This is a genomic window from Pseudochrobactrum sp. XF203 (genome assembly GCF_020341615.1).
Classification (GTDB): domain Bacteria; phylum Pseudomonadota; class Alphaproteobacteria; order Rhizobiales; family Rhizobiaceae; genus Pseudochrobactrum; species Pseudochrobactrum saccharolyticum.
In genome coordinates, this window is sequence record NZ_CP084392.1 from 572417 (window position 1) to 588006 (window position 15590).

The 15590-nt window shown below is 50.3% G+C and carries 11 protein-coding genes and 1 riboswitch; of the genes, 9 read left to right on the forward strand and 2 right to left on the reverse strand.

Features of this window, described 5'->3' with window-relative positions; genetic code table 11:
* Positions 1 to 327: 327 nt before the first annotated feature.
* Together LDL70_RS02420 and LDL70_RS02425 are read right to left on the reverse strand one after the other, a co-directional pair.
* A complete protein-coding gene (locus tag LDL70_RS02420) occupies positions 328 to 945 on the reverse strand; it encodes a class GN sortase (RefSeq protein ID WP_370637752.1) in 618 nt (205 codons plus the stop codon).
* On the reverse strand, positions 942 to 3104 hold the full coding sequence (locus LDL70_RS02425; protein WP_225686693.1) for a marine proteobacterial sortase target protein: 2163 nt from the start codon (positions 3102 to 3104) through the stop codon (positions 942 to 944). The genes LDL70_RS02420 and LDL70_RS02425 overlap by 4 nt, the downstream gene beginning before the upstream one ends.
* A gap of 251 nt (positions 3105 to 3355) precedes the next feature.
* Between LDL70_RS02425 and LDL70_RS02430 the strand changes: the two genes are divergently transcribed.
* The 9 genes from LDL70_RS02430 (at position 3356) to LDL70_RS02470 (ending at position 15524) form a co-directional block, all read left to right on the forward strand.
* On the forward strand, positions 3356 to 4123 hold the full coding sequence (locus tag LDL70_RS02430) for a helix-turn-helix transcriptional regulator (protein ID WP_225686695.1): 768 nt from the start codon (positions 3356 to 3358) through the stop codon (positions 4121 to 4123).
* A 300-nt stretch (positions 4124 to 4423) separates the two neighbouring features.
* Positions 4424 to 4639: riboswitch (cobalamin riboswitch) on the forward strand.
* 99 nt (positions 4640 to 4738) lie between these two features.
* Positions 4739 to 5710 (forward strand): DUF1852 domain-containing protein, encoded by a 972-nt coding sequence (locus tag LDL70_RS02435; protein ID WP_075654335.1) that lies wholly within the window; start codon positions 4739 to 4741, stop codon positions 5708 to 5710.
* Positions 5711 to 5736: 26 nt separating this feature from the next.
* Positions 5737 to 6765 carry a methionine synthase gene (locus tag LDL70_RS02440; RefSeq protein WP_225686704.1) on the forward strand — a complete coding sequence of 343 codons (1029 nt, stop codon included), beginning with the start codon at positions 5737 to 5739 and terminating at the stop codon, positions 6763 to 6765.
* Between the two features lie 321 nt (positions 6766 to 7086).
* Positions 7087 to 7587, forward strand: coding sequence for a flavin reductase (locus LDL70_RS02445; RefSeq protein WP_022711055.1), 501 nt, complete (start codon positions 7087 to 7089; stop codon positions 7585 to 7587).
* A gap of 222 nt (positions 7588 to 7809) precedes the next feature.
* Positions 7810 to 8343: an RNA polymerase sigma factor gene (locus tag LDL70_RS02450; RefSeq protein WP_225686706.1), complete on the forward strand. Its 534-nt coding sequence runs from the start codon at positions 7810 to 7812 to the stop codon at positions 8341 to 8343.
* 115 nt (positions 8344 to 8458) lie between these two features.
* Positions 8459 to 9373, forward strand: a complete 915-nt coding sequence (locus LDL70_RS02455) for a FecR domain-containing protein (protein ID WP_225686714.1) — start codon at positions 8459 to 8461, stop codon at positions 9371 to 9373.
* A gap of 107 nt (positions 9374 to 9480) precedes the next feature.
* Entirely contained in the window at positions 9481 to 12978 is a 3498-nt protein-coding gene (locus LDL70_RS02460; RefSeq protein WP_225686724.1) for a TonB-dependent receptor domain-containing protein, read from the forward strand.
* A gap of 924 nt (positions 12979 to 13902) precedes the next feature.
* Positions 13903 to 14271 (forward strand): hypothetical protein, encoded by a 369-nt coding sequence (locus LDL70_RS02465; RefSeq protein WP_225686726.1) that lies wholly within the window; start codon positions 13903 to 13905, stop codon positions 14269 to 14271.
* A gap of 272 nt (positions 14272 to 14543) precedes the next feature.
* The gene (locus LDL70_RS02470) at positions 14544 to 15524 is read left to right on the forward strand and encodes an acyltransferase (protein WP_225686728.1); all 981 of its coding nucleotides are present in this window, start codon (positions 14544 to 14546) and stop codon (positions 15522 to 15524) included.
* The last annotated feature ends 66 nt before the right edge of the window (positions 15525 to 15590 follow it).

The following is a 15590-nucleotide window of genomic DNA, read 5'->3' on the forward strand; positions in this document are numbered from 1 at the left end:
AGCGGTTGTGATCGACAGAAATATGGGGTGTGAGAAGGAAGGGCAGATTAGGTTTATTATGCTCAAGAGCTAAGTTGTTTGAGAAGGGGGAGAGGTTCCCCATTTCTGTACCCGGCGACATCCCAGTCCATTTTAGCCTGACCGGCGCCGACAATACCCGATCAGATGGTTGATACCTTAGCGTGCCAAAGTCTCAGGATAATTACAACTTGTTGAAATGACGGGGCATTGTTGTGCTATGAACAGATCCATCGTTCATTCGGGAAACATAAATGTCAGGGTCGTGCGGTATCCCCATGAAAATTGCTTGTCTGCAGCAACCTTAAATCACTGGATCAAAGTGGCATAAACGAGATAGCGAAACGGACCTTGTGTAACCGCATCAAAGGGATAGCAGGTTGCAAGAACGAGCTGAGAACCCGCTGCGTGAATATCGATCTGCGCCTCATCCCAACGCGCAACACTCATTTGAGTGGCACGATAGGTATAAGTTTTGCCGTCAGTGCGGGTAATGCGAAGAAGATCGCCCTTCTCAATATCTTTAAGAAAAGCAAAATGCGTATCGCGGTGGGCGGTATAAACTGCCGTTCCTGTCTCCCCCGCATGGGGGGTGTTCTGGAGATGGCCGGGCCCAAAAGCCAGAGCTTGTCCGCTTGCGCCATTAAGAGCGATTGCTGATGCAGCCAGACGCGGCGCTTCGATACGTGCTACCGGCCATGTATCCGCCCATGCCCACGGTTTAACCTTTTCACCTGTTGCAATACTCTGGGCGAAAGCACGCTCAAGCAGGAATTGAGCTGCATAGGCTTTTGCATGGATCCACAGACCTTGACTGAGAAGTAGAAGACCACAGGCCATCACCGCAATTGACAACAGGATGAGAGGGGAGCGCACCAAAGTGCGCTCCTTTACCTTTGTATCTTCTGTAACAAGAATTCCCATCATGCATTCTCCTTGCGACGTGCCAACCAGAAGATGAGAAACCCGATGAACATAATGCCTAATCCCTGAAGCATATTTAGCATTGCCGGAGTTGCGGTTTGCGGCAGTGACATGACGGGTGCCGGAATATTCGGTGCGGCAGCACGGTTTTTGCCTCGAGCCAATATCTGCTCTTTGCCTGCATCGGCATGATCAAGCACGCTACGATCTGCACGAATACCGAACAGTGTCTCAAAGTCCCAACCGGCAGGAAGCTGCAAAGGAATGTCGGCGCGGGTGAGCGGGGTATTTGCTGGGCGGCTCGGTGTCTGATCAACGGCAACAAGACTTGTGAGACGTGTTACCAGATGATGCTCTAATGCGAGGCTGAGGATACGCGTATCGGCTGCCAGCTCAGTGATCTTGCCGAGCTTCATGTCCACTTCAGCATCGTCGATCTTGCGACGCGCCCAGATCTTGGAAATACCTTCCGCCGGACTGGCTGCATCAAGCGGCAGGGTCACTGTCCATGGACGGTTTCCGACTGTACCTTCAACCGTCATCGTACCGCTGACCTGTTTGGTCCGTGCAGCGAGCGCCAATGGTTCCCCCTGATAAAGATCAGGAAGCAGACCCGGTGTCAGGCTGATACCCTCCTGTGAGAAACCGGTTTTTACATTGGTGACAACCGGACTTTCGAGTTTATCAAACAGTTCACGCATGCGCTGGTCGACTTCTTCCACCGCGCCGATATGTGTGAAGGTGCCACGGCCAAGTTCAGATGCTTTGTTCATCAGATAGGTGTTGGGTGCCGAGCCGATGCCAACCATAAAGAGACGGGAGCGGTCGCGGCGGGATGCGATGACATCAAGCATTTGTCGTTCATTGCTGATCTCGCCATCGGTCAGAAACACGATCTGGCGCAAGCCATCCTTTTGGTGGCTGTCATCAAGTGCGGCGTGCAAAGCAGGCAGCATTTCTGTGCCGCCAACCGCTTCAAGTGCAGAGACATAGTCGCGTGCATTGGTAATATTGAGCGCTGTGGCAGGAACAGAGTCATCGAAAAACTTGGTCAGCGTGTCATCAAAACGAATGACGTTGAAACGGTCGGTGGGTTTTAAGCGGGAGAGGGCATAATCGAGACTGGCTTTGGCTTGCTTGATCGAAGTGCCACCCATCGAGCCGGAATTGTCGATAACAAAGATGATTTCCCGTGTTTCATTGACAGGGCTTTTGATGCGCGGCGGAGTTATGTAGGCCAGCAGATAATTGTCATTGCCAACATGTTCACGGAACAGGCCGACGGTGGGCATTTCGGATTCAGCAGCCTGCCATTCGAGAACGAAATCACGATCGGCCGTGGCCTTGCCATCCAGAGTAATTGTTGAGGCCAGTTCGTCCTGCTGGTTGATTTTGACAGGGTGATACAGGCTCTTAATATTGGCAGCGGGGAAACCGGCTTTGAGATTGATAGTGATTGTCACCGGATTAATGCGGTCTTCATCCGGCATAATCAGGGGTGTTTCAATGGCTCCGTTGTCTGAACTTTGCGCTGGTTTTGTTTTCTGCTGCCCCCAGCCGCCCTGCATATCTGCGGTTTCAACAATCGGGTCTCTGTTTTCAGGATTATAGCGCGGTGCAACAACAAGCGGCACACGCAGAGAAAAGCGATTATCGCTCAGGCGAACGGCCTGCTGATATTCGATCTGAATGACAAGTTTTTCATTCGGACCAAGATTGGCAACCGCATTGGTGAAGATGTTGGGGCGCTGTTGCTCGATGAGAGCAGCCTTCTTACCTTCGCTTTTCGCCTTCTCATAGATTTCGCGTGCTGCCTGTTTTTCTTTGATGTCGGCAACAATAACCCTGTCGCCGACGATCATCTTCAGGGAGTAGACTGCACTGTCTTCAGGCAGAGGAAAGACGTAAAGCCCTTCAACCCAGCCATTGGTCGGATTTTCAAAAACCTGACTGAGGCGCGCGCGGGCGGTGGGGCCGCTGACATCAATGTTGAAATCACTGGCAAGTCGTGGTGCTTCGATATATTGGCCGGCTTCACCGCTTTGCAGCAGCAGGCTGCCGCTTTGCACCGCATTCGGCGTTACATAGGCTGGCTGTTCAGCACGGGCGGAAGCTACGTTGAGAAGCGAAAGAACAACGGCCAGGATTGGCAGTAATAGCATATTCACAAACCAGATGAATTTGCAGAATTGCGAGAGGCTGATTGCCCTTGCGTTGTTATGAGAGTGTCTGAAGGCAGGCGACATTGTGCGCTCCTGTATCTGTCGGATGACTGGACACAATTTGCGCCGGAGTGCTGTTTCCTCACCAGCGTAAGCTTTGCCAAGTTTTGTCCGTACTTTGCCGCAAGCCACCTTGCAGGCTCCGCTTATGTGTGGAATTGTGAAAGAAAGTACGGATTCAGGAAGTTCTCATGTCTCAGCAAGATGCGGTTTTGTCCGATCAATTGAATCTCCGCGTTGCTGAACGTGTGCGTGAGGAGATCGCGCGCCGCAGGATTTCGCGCCAGCATCTGGCTGATGAAGCACGTATCAGCCTCTCTACACTTGAAAAAGCGCTCTCAGGGCACAGGCCTTTCACGCTTGCGACGATCATCCGGCTTGAGCAGGCGATGGGATTTGAACTGCGCGATCAGGCGGAAACAGAAAAGCCAAAGCCTGCTGCTGCCAACGGACATGCGGCGGAAGAACTTGGTGCCTATTCACACGCTGCCGTTTCCTGGCTTGAGGGAACATTTCTCACGCTTCGTCCTTCTTTTGGCAATAGCAGCGATATTTTTGCTTATTGCACAGACATCGTCTGGGATGCCGGAAATACACAGCTGAAATTTGAAGAACGCGAGCGTACCGACGCGTCATTTTCGCAGCATGGATGTGTCTCCGTTCCGCATCTCTCAGGTCATGTCTATCTTGTGACCAATACGTCCGGACAATACCGCATGGCGGTGCTTTCGCGCCCGAGTATCGCGGGTGAAATGTATGGTATTCTCACAACATTGCGCGCAGGACAGGGCGCACAACTGACACCTGTATCCGTACCTCTGGCACTCATCCCGATAAGAGTTTTTGAAGCGCCGGTTTTTGGACGAATTACAACCGCAGATCAGGTCTATGATCAATATGCGCGTTTCCTTAACAAGACGCTTGGCGATGGCTATGCAAGTTTTGTGATGCCGTCATAATCGGGGCTAAGGATAATCTATCCCTCTCATTCTCTACGACCAAATCAATCGCAGCGGAAATCGATATTACAGCAAGACAGCCTGAGTAATTACATCGGGTGGGTAACGGTTGCGGCGGATCATAAGGCATTGCCAATCTGATGCTGCTTATGTGCGGGCTGTCTGCTTTTCTCCTGACGTCGTTTTAGCTTGCAATGGTTCAGTCCTGAATGGTCTTCGCTCGCGCAGGCGCGTCCACACTTTGAGACTTGGAGATATAAAAATATCTTTATATGCGCTTGACACTTCGTTGCGATTGCAGCTAGGTAGAGATGCCTAGGTTCTCCGGTCGTTGCCTGCAGCGTGCCGGAGCTAAGAGGGAAGCCGGTGCTCCGTATTATGTGGAAAAGCCGGCGCTGCCCCCGCAACTGTAAGCGGCGAGCTGACGTCCAGCATGTCACTGGGATTTAACCCGGGAAGACGGACGGAAGCGATGACCCGCGAGCCAGGAGACCTGCCTTGGCGAAAGAACGTCCACGGGCGGGGTGTCCCAGTGTGCCGTAGCGGAGGCCGCATCGCGGCCTGTACTGCTATGTGTCCGCAGACCCATGCCCCCCAACTCCATTGGGGCAGAATATGTCGCAGAACTTCAATTTCGCTATCAAGAGCGTTCCGTTTAACGAGGATTATCTTCCCTCGGAAAACACGCGCATCACCACCAATTTTGCCAATCTGGCCAGAGGCGATCGTCGTCGTGAGAATCTCTGCAACACCTTGCGGATGATCGACAACCGGTTCAATGCTTTGGCGCATTGGGATAACCCCAAAGGCGATCGCTATTCGGTCGAGCTGGACATTATTTCCGTCACGTTGGGGATTGCTGGCGATGAATTCCCGCTGATTGAAATCCTCAAGACAACCATTGTCGACCAGAAAACCAATGAGCGCATCGACGGTATCGTCGGAAACAACTTCTCGTCCTATGTGCGTGATTACGACTTCAGTATTGTTCTTCCCGAGCACAATCAGAACCAGCCCATATTCAGCATTCCGGCCAATTTCGGCGATCTGCATGGAAAACTTTTCAAATCTTTCCTGCGCTCAGAGACATATGCATCTCACTTCGGCAAAGCGCCCGTCATCTGCATCAGTGCTTCGACCAGCAAGACCTACCACCGCACAGACAATCATCATCCCATAATGGGCACCGAATACCGGCAGAATGAATCCTCGTCGACAGATCAGTATTTCGCAAAAATGGGGATGCAGGTTCGCTATTTCATGCCGGCAGGCAGCGTTGCGCCTTTGGCTTTCTATTTTATCGGTGACCTGCTTGGCGATTATTCCAATCTCGAGCTGATCAGCACCATCAGTACGATGGAGACGTTTCAGAGAATTTATCGGCCTGAAATCTATAATGCCAACGCTGCTGCAGGCGCGGTTTACCGGCCGAATTTGAAGCACGGGGATTATTCGCTGACACGCATTGTCTACGATCGTGAAGAGCGCAGCCGGTTGGCTGTGGAGCAGGGCAAATTCACCGAGGAAAATTTCATCAAGCCATACCGGACCGTTCTCGATCAATGGTCCGCTTACGACGTCGCCTGACTGAAACGAAACAGAGGTCACCTATCTTGAAAACACTTCTCCCTACATCGACCGCAGGCAGCCTGCCTAAACCCTCCTGGCTCGCCCAGCCTGAAAAACTCTGGTCGCCCTGGAAACTGCAGAATGAGGAATTACTGGAAGGCAAGCGGGATGCCTTGCGGCTGTCGCTGGCCGACCAGCAACATGCAGGCATTGATATCGTCAGCGATGGTGAACAGACACGTCAGCATTTCGTGACGACTTTCATCGAACATCTCGACGGCGTGGATTTCGACAAGCGCGAGACCGTGCGAATCCGCAACCGCTACGATGCGAGCGTACCGACTGTCGTCGGGGCTGTGTCACGCCAGAAACCGGTTTTCGTCGAGGACGCCAGATTTTTGCGTCAGCATACCACGCAGCCGATCAAATGGGCCCTGCCGGGTCCCATGACCATGATCGATACTCTCTATGATGCCCACTACAAGAGCCGCGAAAAGCTGGCTTGGGAATTCGCCAAAATCCTTAACGAGGAAGCCAGAGAGCTGGAGGCTGCTGGTGTCGACATCATCCAGTTCGACGAGCCTGCCTTTAACGTCTTCTTTGATGAGGTGAATGACTGGGGCGTCGCCACGCTGGAGCGCGCAATCGAAGGTCTCAAATGTGAGACTGCCGTGCATATTTGCTACGGCTACGGCATTAAAGCCAATACGGATTGGAAGAGCACGCTTGGTTCAGAGTGGCGGCAATACGAGGAATCATTCCCCAAGCTGCAGCAATCCAGCATCGGCATGATCTCTCTGGAATGTAAGAACTCCCACGTTCCGATGGATCTGATTGAGCTTATCCGCGGCAAGAAGGTGATGGTCGGCGCCATCGACGTGGCATCCAATACCATTGAGACGCCTGAGGAAGTTGCTCAAACGCTTCGAAAAGCGCTTCAATTTGTTGATGCTGACAAGCTTTATCCGTGCACCAATTGCGGGATGGCTCCGCTCTCCCGGCCCATCGCTATGGGTAAGCTTCAGGCCTTGAGCGCGGGCGCAGAAATCGTCCGCAGAGAACTCACTGCCTAGAGCATAATTCCTTAAATTTGGAATAGTTTAAGGTAAAATTATGCTCTCATTTTAAAGTGTTAGGGCGAGTTTTGTGTGCCAAGTCTGGCACACGGCGCTCTAGTGCTGCAAGCAATGTCTCGCGTTCAGTAACAAATACGCGGTTTCACGAAATCCGCACTCCGGAATTGGCCGTTAGAGCATTTCACAGTCAAGTTGGATCAACTTGACGCCCGTTATAATGCGACCAAATAAAGAATCTAGAGCGAGCGCTATGATCCAATCCGGACGTAAACCGCTCTAGCGGCCATCTCCCACACTTCAACCCGATACGGGGACCGAATGGATATATTTGATCAACCTCTGGAAATCGTGGACAGGGCGGCATTCCGCAATGGCATGTCGCGGCTCGGCTCAGCCGTAAGCGTCGTCACCACTGTTTTTGGCGGCAAGCGCTACGGTTTTACCGCCTCGGCGGTCTGCAGCGTCAGCGATACACCGGCCACGCTTCTTGTCTGCATCAATCGGACAAGCTCGTGTTTTCCGGCTTTTGACAACGCGCGCCATTTCTGCGTGAACACGTTGACGCCGGGTCAGGAGGAGATCTCGGATGTCTTTGGCGGCAAGACACCAGTTGCGGATCGGTTTGTGTTTGGCGAATGGGAAAAAGGTCTCACGGGTGTGCCGGTACTGGCCGACGCATCGGTAAGTTTCGAGTGCGAGCTCACCAATGCCATTGAACAGGCGACGCACCGCGTCTTCTTCGGGCGGGTCATCAATATTCGTGAGAACGACGAAAAGGCAACGCTATTTTACTGCAGGCGACGTTATTTCGGGGGCTAAAGAACCGTCTCGGCACTGTATCCGTCACTTGGCGCCCGCCGCGTCGAAGATGTATGAATGTCCGGTATGCCTAAGGCAGCGGTTAAGCCGAAATATCCGTGCTTTATAACTCCTGCTCGTGATTAAACTTTTCGAATAGCAGAAAACGGCTTCAATTTCCGAAAAAACATGATTATATAACTCAACAATTAATTGAAACCGATCTGCCTCAGAGAGTCTCGCTTGCAAACCGTCGATCATAATAAGAAGGATGGGTCGTATTTCGTTGAGGTATTTTTCTCCGTACGAACAAGGCTGACAAAGGTCATTGACGGCTGCCTTAAAGACCGTGTGGAAACACAGGACCTTGTGCAGGATACTTTCGTCAGATTGTGGGAGCGAAAAGGTATTCTTGGCGATGTCAAAGATCTCAAAGGCTACTTTATACGCACCGGCCGGAATATTGCATTTGATTATCGCAGACGACTTCAACTCGCTCCCGTCATTGTCGATGTGCAAGAGCTTGAGTGGGTTCAGGATAATGCGCCATCTGCCGAACAGCATCTCATTTCTCGTGAAGAGCTCCTGCGATTGCAGAAGATTATCGCGAACATGCCGCCGCGTGCACAGCAGGTCTTTATTTTGTATCGTATCGAAGGCATGACATATGCTCAGATCGGTGTGCAGCTTGGTATCTCACCTAAAACAGCATTCAATCACATGGTGACAGCGCTTAAAAATTTGCAGGCTGAAAAATCATCATTTGATCGTTTCTGACCAGCGTTTTTTGCTTCGTGTCTCTTGGCGGAAAACCGCTTCATATTTTCAGGGTGCGTCCACGTTAAGCGGCCTCTGTTCAACGCTCTGATATCTTATCTGCCGGAAGTGAATTGTGTCTAAGTCAGAAGAAGAGAATATTTCCAATCAAGCGGCACATTGGTTTGCATTGCTTCTGGAAGAACATGTTGAAGAGGCTGAACTGGCAGGTTTCAGAGTCTGGCTGGAGGCTGATAGCCGCCATGCGCAAGCATACTCCCGGCTTGAACAGTTATGGAGCGGTGCAGGCATGGTGCCGGATTTGTCACAAACGCAGCTTTCCCGGAGAAAACTGTTGAAGGGTGGCGCTACAGGCCTCGCATTGCTTTTAGCAGGCGGTGGGTATTATCAATTCAGTGTAAACCGGCCCGATTATTATAGTGCAACCGGTAAGGTGGAAGCCGCGGTTTTGCCTGACGGGTCGAAGCTGCAATTGTCGTCAGCGAGTTCGGTTTCAGTTCATTTCACAGAGCAGAAGCGTCTGGTGAAACTTATCGCCGGCGAGGCGTTTTTCGACGTTGCTCCGGATAGTGCACGCCCCTTTACGGTCAGCGCGATGCATGTGAACACTACAGCGCTTGGCACTGCTTTTTCCGTTCGTCACGAAGATGACGGCGTAAGTGTCGTCGTCTCTGAGCACTCGGTCAGAGTGGAGACCCCATCGCAGTCCGTAGAGGTCGAAGAGCGTTATGCGGTGCGAAGTCGCGGGAATAATCTCAGCATTCCGGAACCAGCCGAGCTTGATACGAGGCTGTCGTGGCTTGATGGTCGTCTTGTCTTTATTTCCCGTCCGCTTGGCGAGGTTGTCAAAGAGCTGGAACAATGGCAGCGCGGAAAAATCATCGTCACCGATGCTGCATTAGCACAAAGACCGGTAACTCTGATCATCAATATTGAAAGAACGGATCAACTCACACAAAAACTCGCCGAGGCACTGCCGGTCCGCGTCGAAAACTGGACGCCATTACTCACTCTTATTCGTCCGCTTTAAATTATTTTATTTTTTCCATTTTTTGACCGGGATTTTTCGACCAGCTCTTCGTCCTTATAGATAGAGGCGCCTTTTAACACGGCCGAAATCTTTTGAAGGAGACGTTTATGCTGGCATTAGTAACACGAACCGGATCCGGTTCGAAAATCCAGCAGGTCTTCAAAACCACACTGCTCGCATCGGCCTTATATCTTGCATTGGTGCCATATGGGGCGACAGATGCTTTTGCTCAGGCGACAACGCCTTACAGTTTCTCCATTCCGCCACAGCCATTGGCACAGGCGTTAGTCCGTTTTTCTGCGGTTACCGGCGTAGATATTGCCTTTGACGGAGCGTTACCATCAAACATCCGTTCAAACACCTTACAGGGCACATATTCAGCGGCCAGCGGACTGGAGCAACTTCTTGAAGGAACAAATCTGACCTATCGGTTCAGCGGCGCTTCAACCGCACTGATAATCAATCCGGCTCAAACGTCCGGCAATCGTCTCGGCGCTGTCGATGAGGGTACTGTTCTTCTTGATACAATTACAATTTCGGGCGGAACCGGTATAAGCGCGGCAGACGCACCATATCAAACGCTAGGATCAAGCGCCTATATATCCGCTGATGAGATCGAAGCACGGCGTGGCACATCACCAGGGGATATTTTCTCAGGCATTCCGGGCGTTTTGAACGGAGAATCGCGCAACTCCGGCGGAGTTGATGTCAATATCCGCGGTATGCAGGGGCAAGGGCGCGTACCGGTCATCGTGGATGGCGCTTCGCAGGAAGTGTCTGTGTATCGCGGTTATAACGGGTCGCAATCACGCTCTTATATTGATCCTGATTTCATTGGTGGCATGGCTATTGAAAAAGGGCCAAGCAACGGTGCAGATGCTACCGGCGCAACGGGTGGTGTGGTACGCATCAGCACAATCAAGGCGGAGGATATTCTTCTGCCCGGTGAGACTTTTGGTGCACGTCTCAAAGGAGGCTTTGTTTCCAATAGTTCGGGCGTTCCTGCTCTCGGCACGCCTGCAGGACTAGGCAGCAATAATGACATTGGTTTGGATCGCCCTGGCGCATTTGTCCCGACATCAGGTAATGGCAGCGTTGCCATTGCAAAAACATCCGAGAATTTCGATATAGTCGCAGCCTATGCCCGACGTAAAACCGGAAATTACCACGCGGGCACACATGGATATGATGCCGACCTCAGCAAATTCCGCCCTGGCGAAGAAGTACTCAATACTTCGACAGACAATACATCCTGGATGTTAAAAGGGAATGTTCGCTGGGATGGCGGACATTCGCTGGAGCTTGGCTATACCAAATATCTCAGCGAATACGGCGAGATCATGCCAACCCAATTATCTCTGTTTGGCGGTGTACCATATCAGGGCTTTCTTAATAAAATTGATCTGGACACTTATACAGGCCGCTATGGCTGGAAGCCTGATGATAGTGACCTCTTTGATGTGCGGCTTGATACATTTCTCACAAAAATGGATTTGCGTATCAATTCATCTCTGTATTCTTCAGGCTACCCGATCGGGCTCGTCGATTATTATACAGGCCAGACACGCTGGGGTGCGACGCTTTCCAATACGTCTTTGTTCGCAACAAGCCTTGGTGATTTTTCATTGAACTATGGCACATCTTTCACCAGAGAGAATGTAGGCCTGCCGAGCGGCTACGAATTTGCATCAGCCGGTACAGCTGGCACGACGCCCGCACCAAGAATGGGTAACCGCGAGGAGTGGAGCGGTTTTGCCACAATGGACTGGCAGCCTCTTGATTGGCTGACACTTTCGCCAAGTCTGCGTTACTCCCGCTTTCATTCCTTTGATCGCGCGCCAAAGCTTTCCAATACCGGTGATCTGATATTTGGTTCACCCTTGGAGACTGAAGCATCGGGTTGGTCGCCGCTTGGCACAATCAAAATTGAGCCGGTCGATAATCTGCAACTCTATGCCAAGGCTGGCAGCGTGCTGCGATCGCCGAGTATTTTTGAATCTCTCACCAGCCTGTCCTTTACAGTTCAGCCTGATGAAAATCCTATCCGTCCGGAGCGCAATCGCACTGTGGAACTGGGTGTTAATTACATGGCGGATGATGCTTTCCTCGCTGGCGATAAGCTCAGGCTACATGCCGCTTATTTCGATAACCATGTCAAGGATTACATCACCCGTGCAGAAGGCACCGGTGGGCTGAGACGCATCAATCTCGACTACGCTGATATGCGCGGTTTCGAAGTGTCCGGAGAATATGACACTGGCCAGTATTTCGGGGGACTTGCCTGGAACCATTATACCCATGTCATGTTCTGTGCACCAGAAGGGGTAATGTCTGCACGCCATTCAACCTGTGCGCCGGGAGGCATTTATAATAGTTTTGCTGTTCAGCAGGTGCCGCCAAAGGATACTGTGGCCATTCATTTAGGGGGGCGTTTTCTGGACGACAAACTGACCCTTGGCGGACGTATGACCTATGTCGGAAAGCGTATGGTGAAAGGTCTAGGTGATGGTACAGTTGAAACCGGTTTAACGAATATCCGCCCCGGCAGCTGGAACCCCTATGTGCTGCTTGATCTCTATGCAACCTATGAGCCGAACGAAAACGTACACATGCGTTTCTCGGTCGATAATGTTACAGACCGCTACTATATGGATGCGCTGAGTGCCTCGCTGATGCCTGCACCCGGGCGCACTTTCCGATTTGATCTCACAATCAAACCATCCCTTGAGGGAGCATATAGTGGCGACGGATCGCTGTTCTCAGGCTTAACCTCAACAAGCGAAGCAGAAACTGTGACCACGGACTGGACAGGCTTCTTTGTAGGGGCAAATATTGGCATGGACTGGTCGAAACTCAGTGGCACAACAACAGCCCTGAATGGCACATCCAATGCCTATGCCGCTAATGAATCGGCTGCACTCGATCTCTCCGGTGCGTCCTTTGGATTACAGGCAGGTTATAATCACCAGTTTTCAAACGGCTTTGTTGCAGGCTTTGAAGCAGATATTTCAAAGCCAACCTTTTCAGGCAATCAAACAACCTATTCGACTGAATCCGCAGATTATAAGGATGGCACCATCCAGTCAGTGCAGGACTATCAGTATGATGTCGCGGCTTCTGCCAAGGCAAAATTTGGCTACGCCTTCAACAGGATGTTTGTTTACGGTACGGGCGGAATAGCACTGATGAATGAAGTGCAGACGCGGGATCAATATATTTCAACCGGTGCAACATCTTCTATGTTGGGTGGAACAGGAACGAAATTCAATTATTCTGAACAGGAAGAGGTAACCCGTCTCGGGTTCACACTCGGCGCTGGTATGGAATATGCTTTGAGTGATAAATGGTCGATAAAGGCTGATTATAACTACACAAGATTTAGTTCCAAAACATTCAATTTCGACGGTGCAGCTTCAGGTGTCGTTGCCCCCTATGATGAGCGTATTCGATGCGGTCGGGTTAACAGGCCTGCAGCATGCCCGCCAGGTTTCAACGGATTTCATAATGTCAGCTCAAGTGGTACGGGCGCAAAAATCGACGGTCGTAAAGCCGAAAATAAATTACAAAACCACAGCATCAAAGTGGGTTTGAACTATCGTTTCTGAGCTCACTTTTTCAGAGATGTTGATGTATTAGGGCATTTCACCGTCAAGTTGAGCCACTTGACGGTGAAATGCTTTGTGTTCGAGGGTGCAGCGTTCCTTTAACCTACATCTGAACATAATTCGGGTTTTGGTGTGTATAAGAAGCTGGCTTAGTTTGCCTGAACAATTTCGGGCGTTTCTGCAAGGTGTAGGGGGGCTTTGTTACACCGACTGCAGATGTCAAAATCTTTTAAGCTATTGTTTTATAAGATAAATTACGGTTCATGAGCGCTTTTTTGTGGGCGGCAATGCAAAAAAAAACGCGGTGAAAGTTCGGATAAATCTCACATTCTTTATCAGCTACCGTGCATTCTACCGCCAAAAGTTACGCATTGCCCTGCATACCCCCTCATTTATCCATAAAGCCCGCAGGATAAGGTTTTTTAAGTCGCAATGAGAAAACCCCAACGCTGAATAAACACTCCCGTGCAGGCCTTAATTAGGAAAATGCACTAAGAAAGCAGCTACAAGGTCGGCAGTTTATGCCGACCTTCCACTTAAATTGCCGACCATTTGTAAACTTTTGAAAATAATAGATTTTTGAAACTTTGTACTACTATCTATTCAAAAGCGAGGTCGGCAGTCGAATAGGACCTGTAAGCGTTAGAAATTGTGTGACGAAATATGTTCTAAAGCTATGGCGCGCGGTAAAAATAAACGACACGACCCATGACTATCAGCTGGTCAGCTCGGTCTGATTTAACAGCTTCGACAGAATAAATCGGATTATCCGACGCCAATTCAATAATGTCGTCGAGCCGGCGACATACACGCTTTACCAGCAAATCCCCGCAAACATTCACAACGCTGATCCACCCAACCATGCAGCCCCCTACTGGTACAATGCAGTATTCGTTTGCAGCCACCTTATTGGGGAGTATTTAAATGAAAATTGCCATTACAGTTGAGGATTTGACGAGTTTGGCCCTCGCGAAGCCACAAGTCGCGGAGGTTGGTGTTTATGATGGATCACATCTCGAAGTCCCTAAAATTCTTGGAGAAGAAATCAACTTTCTCCTTGCTGGCAATCAATTCCATGGACTGGCGCTATCGGCGCTTCGGCATGCACTGATAGGCCAAGTCGATAACGCTACTGAAACCGCACGCTTGAAGTACATCACGCTCGGCTATGTTCAGGCGATGACCTATCAACAGAAGGTGGCCGAGGCGCAGGCATTCAAAGTCGCCACCAATACGCAGCCAGCAGATTATCCGATACTGTCTTCGGAATTCGGAATTCGGTATCACGGCTAAAACGCTTGAAGAGGTTGTTAATGTTGTTCTTGCAGTGTTTTCGCAGTGGCGACAAATAGGTGCAGCTATAGAAAGCATCCGCCTTGGTGCCAAACGCGACATTGATGCCAATGATGATGAGGCTACTGCTCGCGCCATTGTAAATGCCATCTCTGGCCTTCCGCGTAAGTGCAGTCATGACGGCGGTTGTGCGTATTTTTGTTGAATTTGTTGCAACTAGTCGATTTGCAGGCTAGGCGTGAAATGAAATCGTGAAACAAAAGGCTGAAACAATGAACCGCAATGCACCGTTTGATTTTGCCCGTCTACTTGCATGTTGCGCGGTGATCATACTGCATGTTTCAGCAGGCTATTTATATCAGTATGGAAGTGTACCCTCTTATCAATGGCATTTCGCGAACGCTGTCGATTCTGCTGTTCGTTGGTGTGTTCCCGTCTTCGTTCTTTTAAGCGGTGCCTTGAATGTCACATCGAAGAACACCCACTATAGCGGGTTTCTCACGCGGCGTTTAACAAAACTCTCGTTGGTCATTATTTTTTGGAGCGCAGCATTTTTTGCTTATGCGGGCATTTTTGATGCTAACGATATGGTAACGAGATTGCTTGCCGGACAACCCTATTACCACCTTTATTTTCTCTTTTTGATTGGCGGACTGTATCTCTTAACACCTGCATTTGCCTCTTACACTAAAGCTGTTGGTGATCGACAGGCGATAATCACTGGTTTGGTTTGTCTGATAATAGCTATGGCAGCATGGGCGATTACAGATCGCAGGATGACTGCATTTACTTGGTTCATACCGTTCATCGGATACTACCTCATCGGCGGACCACTCAGCCGGAAACCCCTTTCACTTTCAATAGCTGTGACAGGCTTTGTGATTTCATATCTCGTCACTGTCATAGGCACATGGCTACTGGTGGAACATTTCGGGCCGGGAGCAATTGGCCTCTATCTCTATAATTATCTTAGTCCGTCAGTCATTTGGATGTCGATCTGCATCTTCTCGATTTTTGTCCGGCTTCCGGTGAAGTCAACATCACTGCTGGTAAGCTTAAGTGCAGTTACACTTGGCGTTTATGTTCTTCATCCAATGATTTTAGAGACCTTACAGAAGTGGATGCCGATAGTTTTGCCTTCGATGGGAGCCGTAAAAACCATAACTCTGCTTTCGGTTGTGACAGTCGTTTTAACTTTCGCCTTGGCTTTTGGAGCGGCTCATATACCACTATTGAGAAAAGTTTTCCGATAGGGCTCTAAAGTGGCAACACGTCAACGGCGAGTATCATCAAAAATAAAAGGCCATCTTATCGACGAG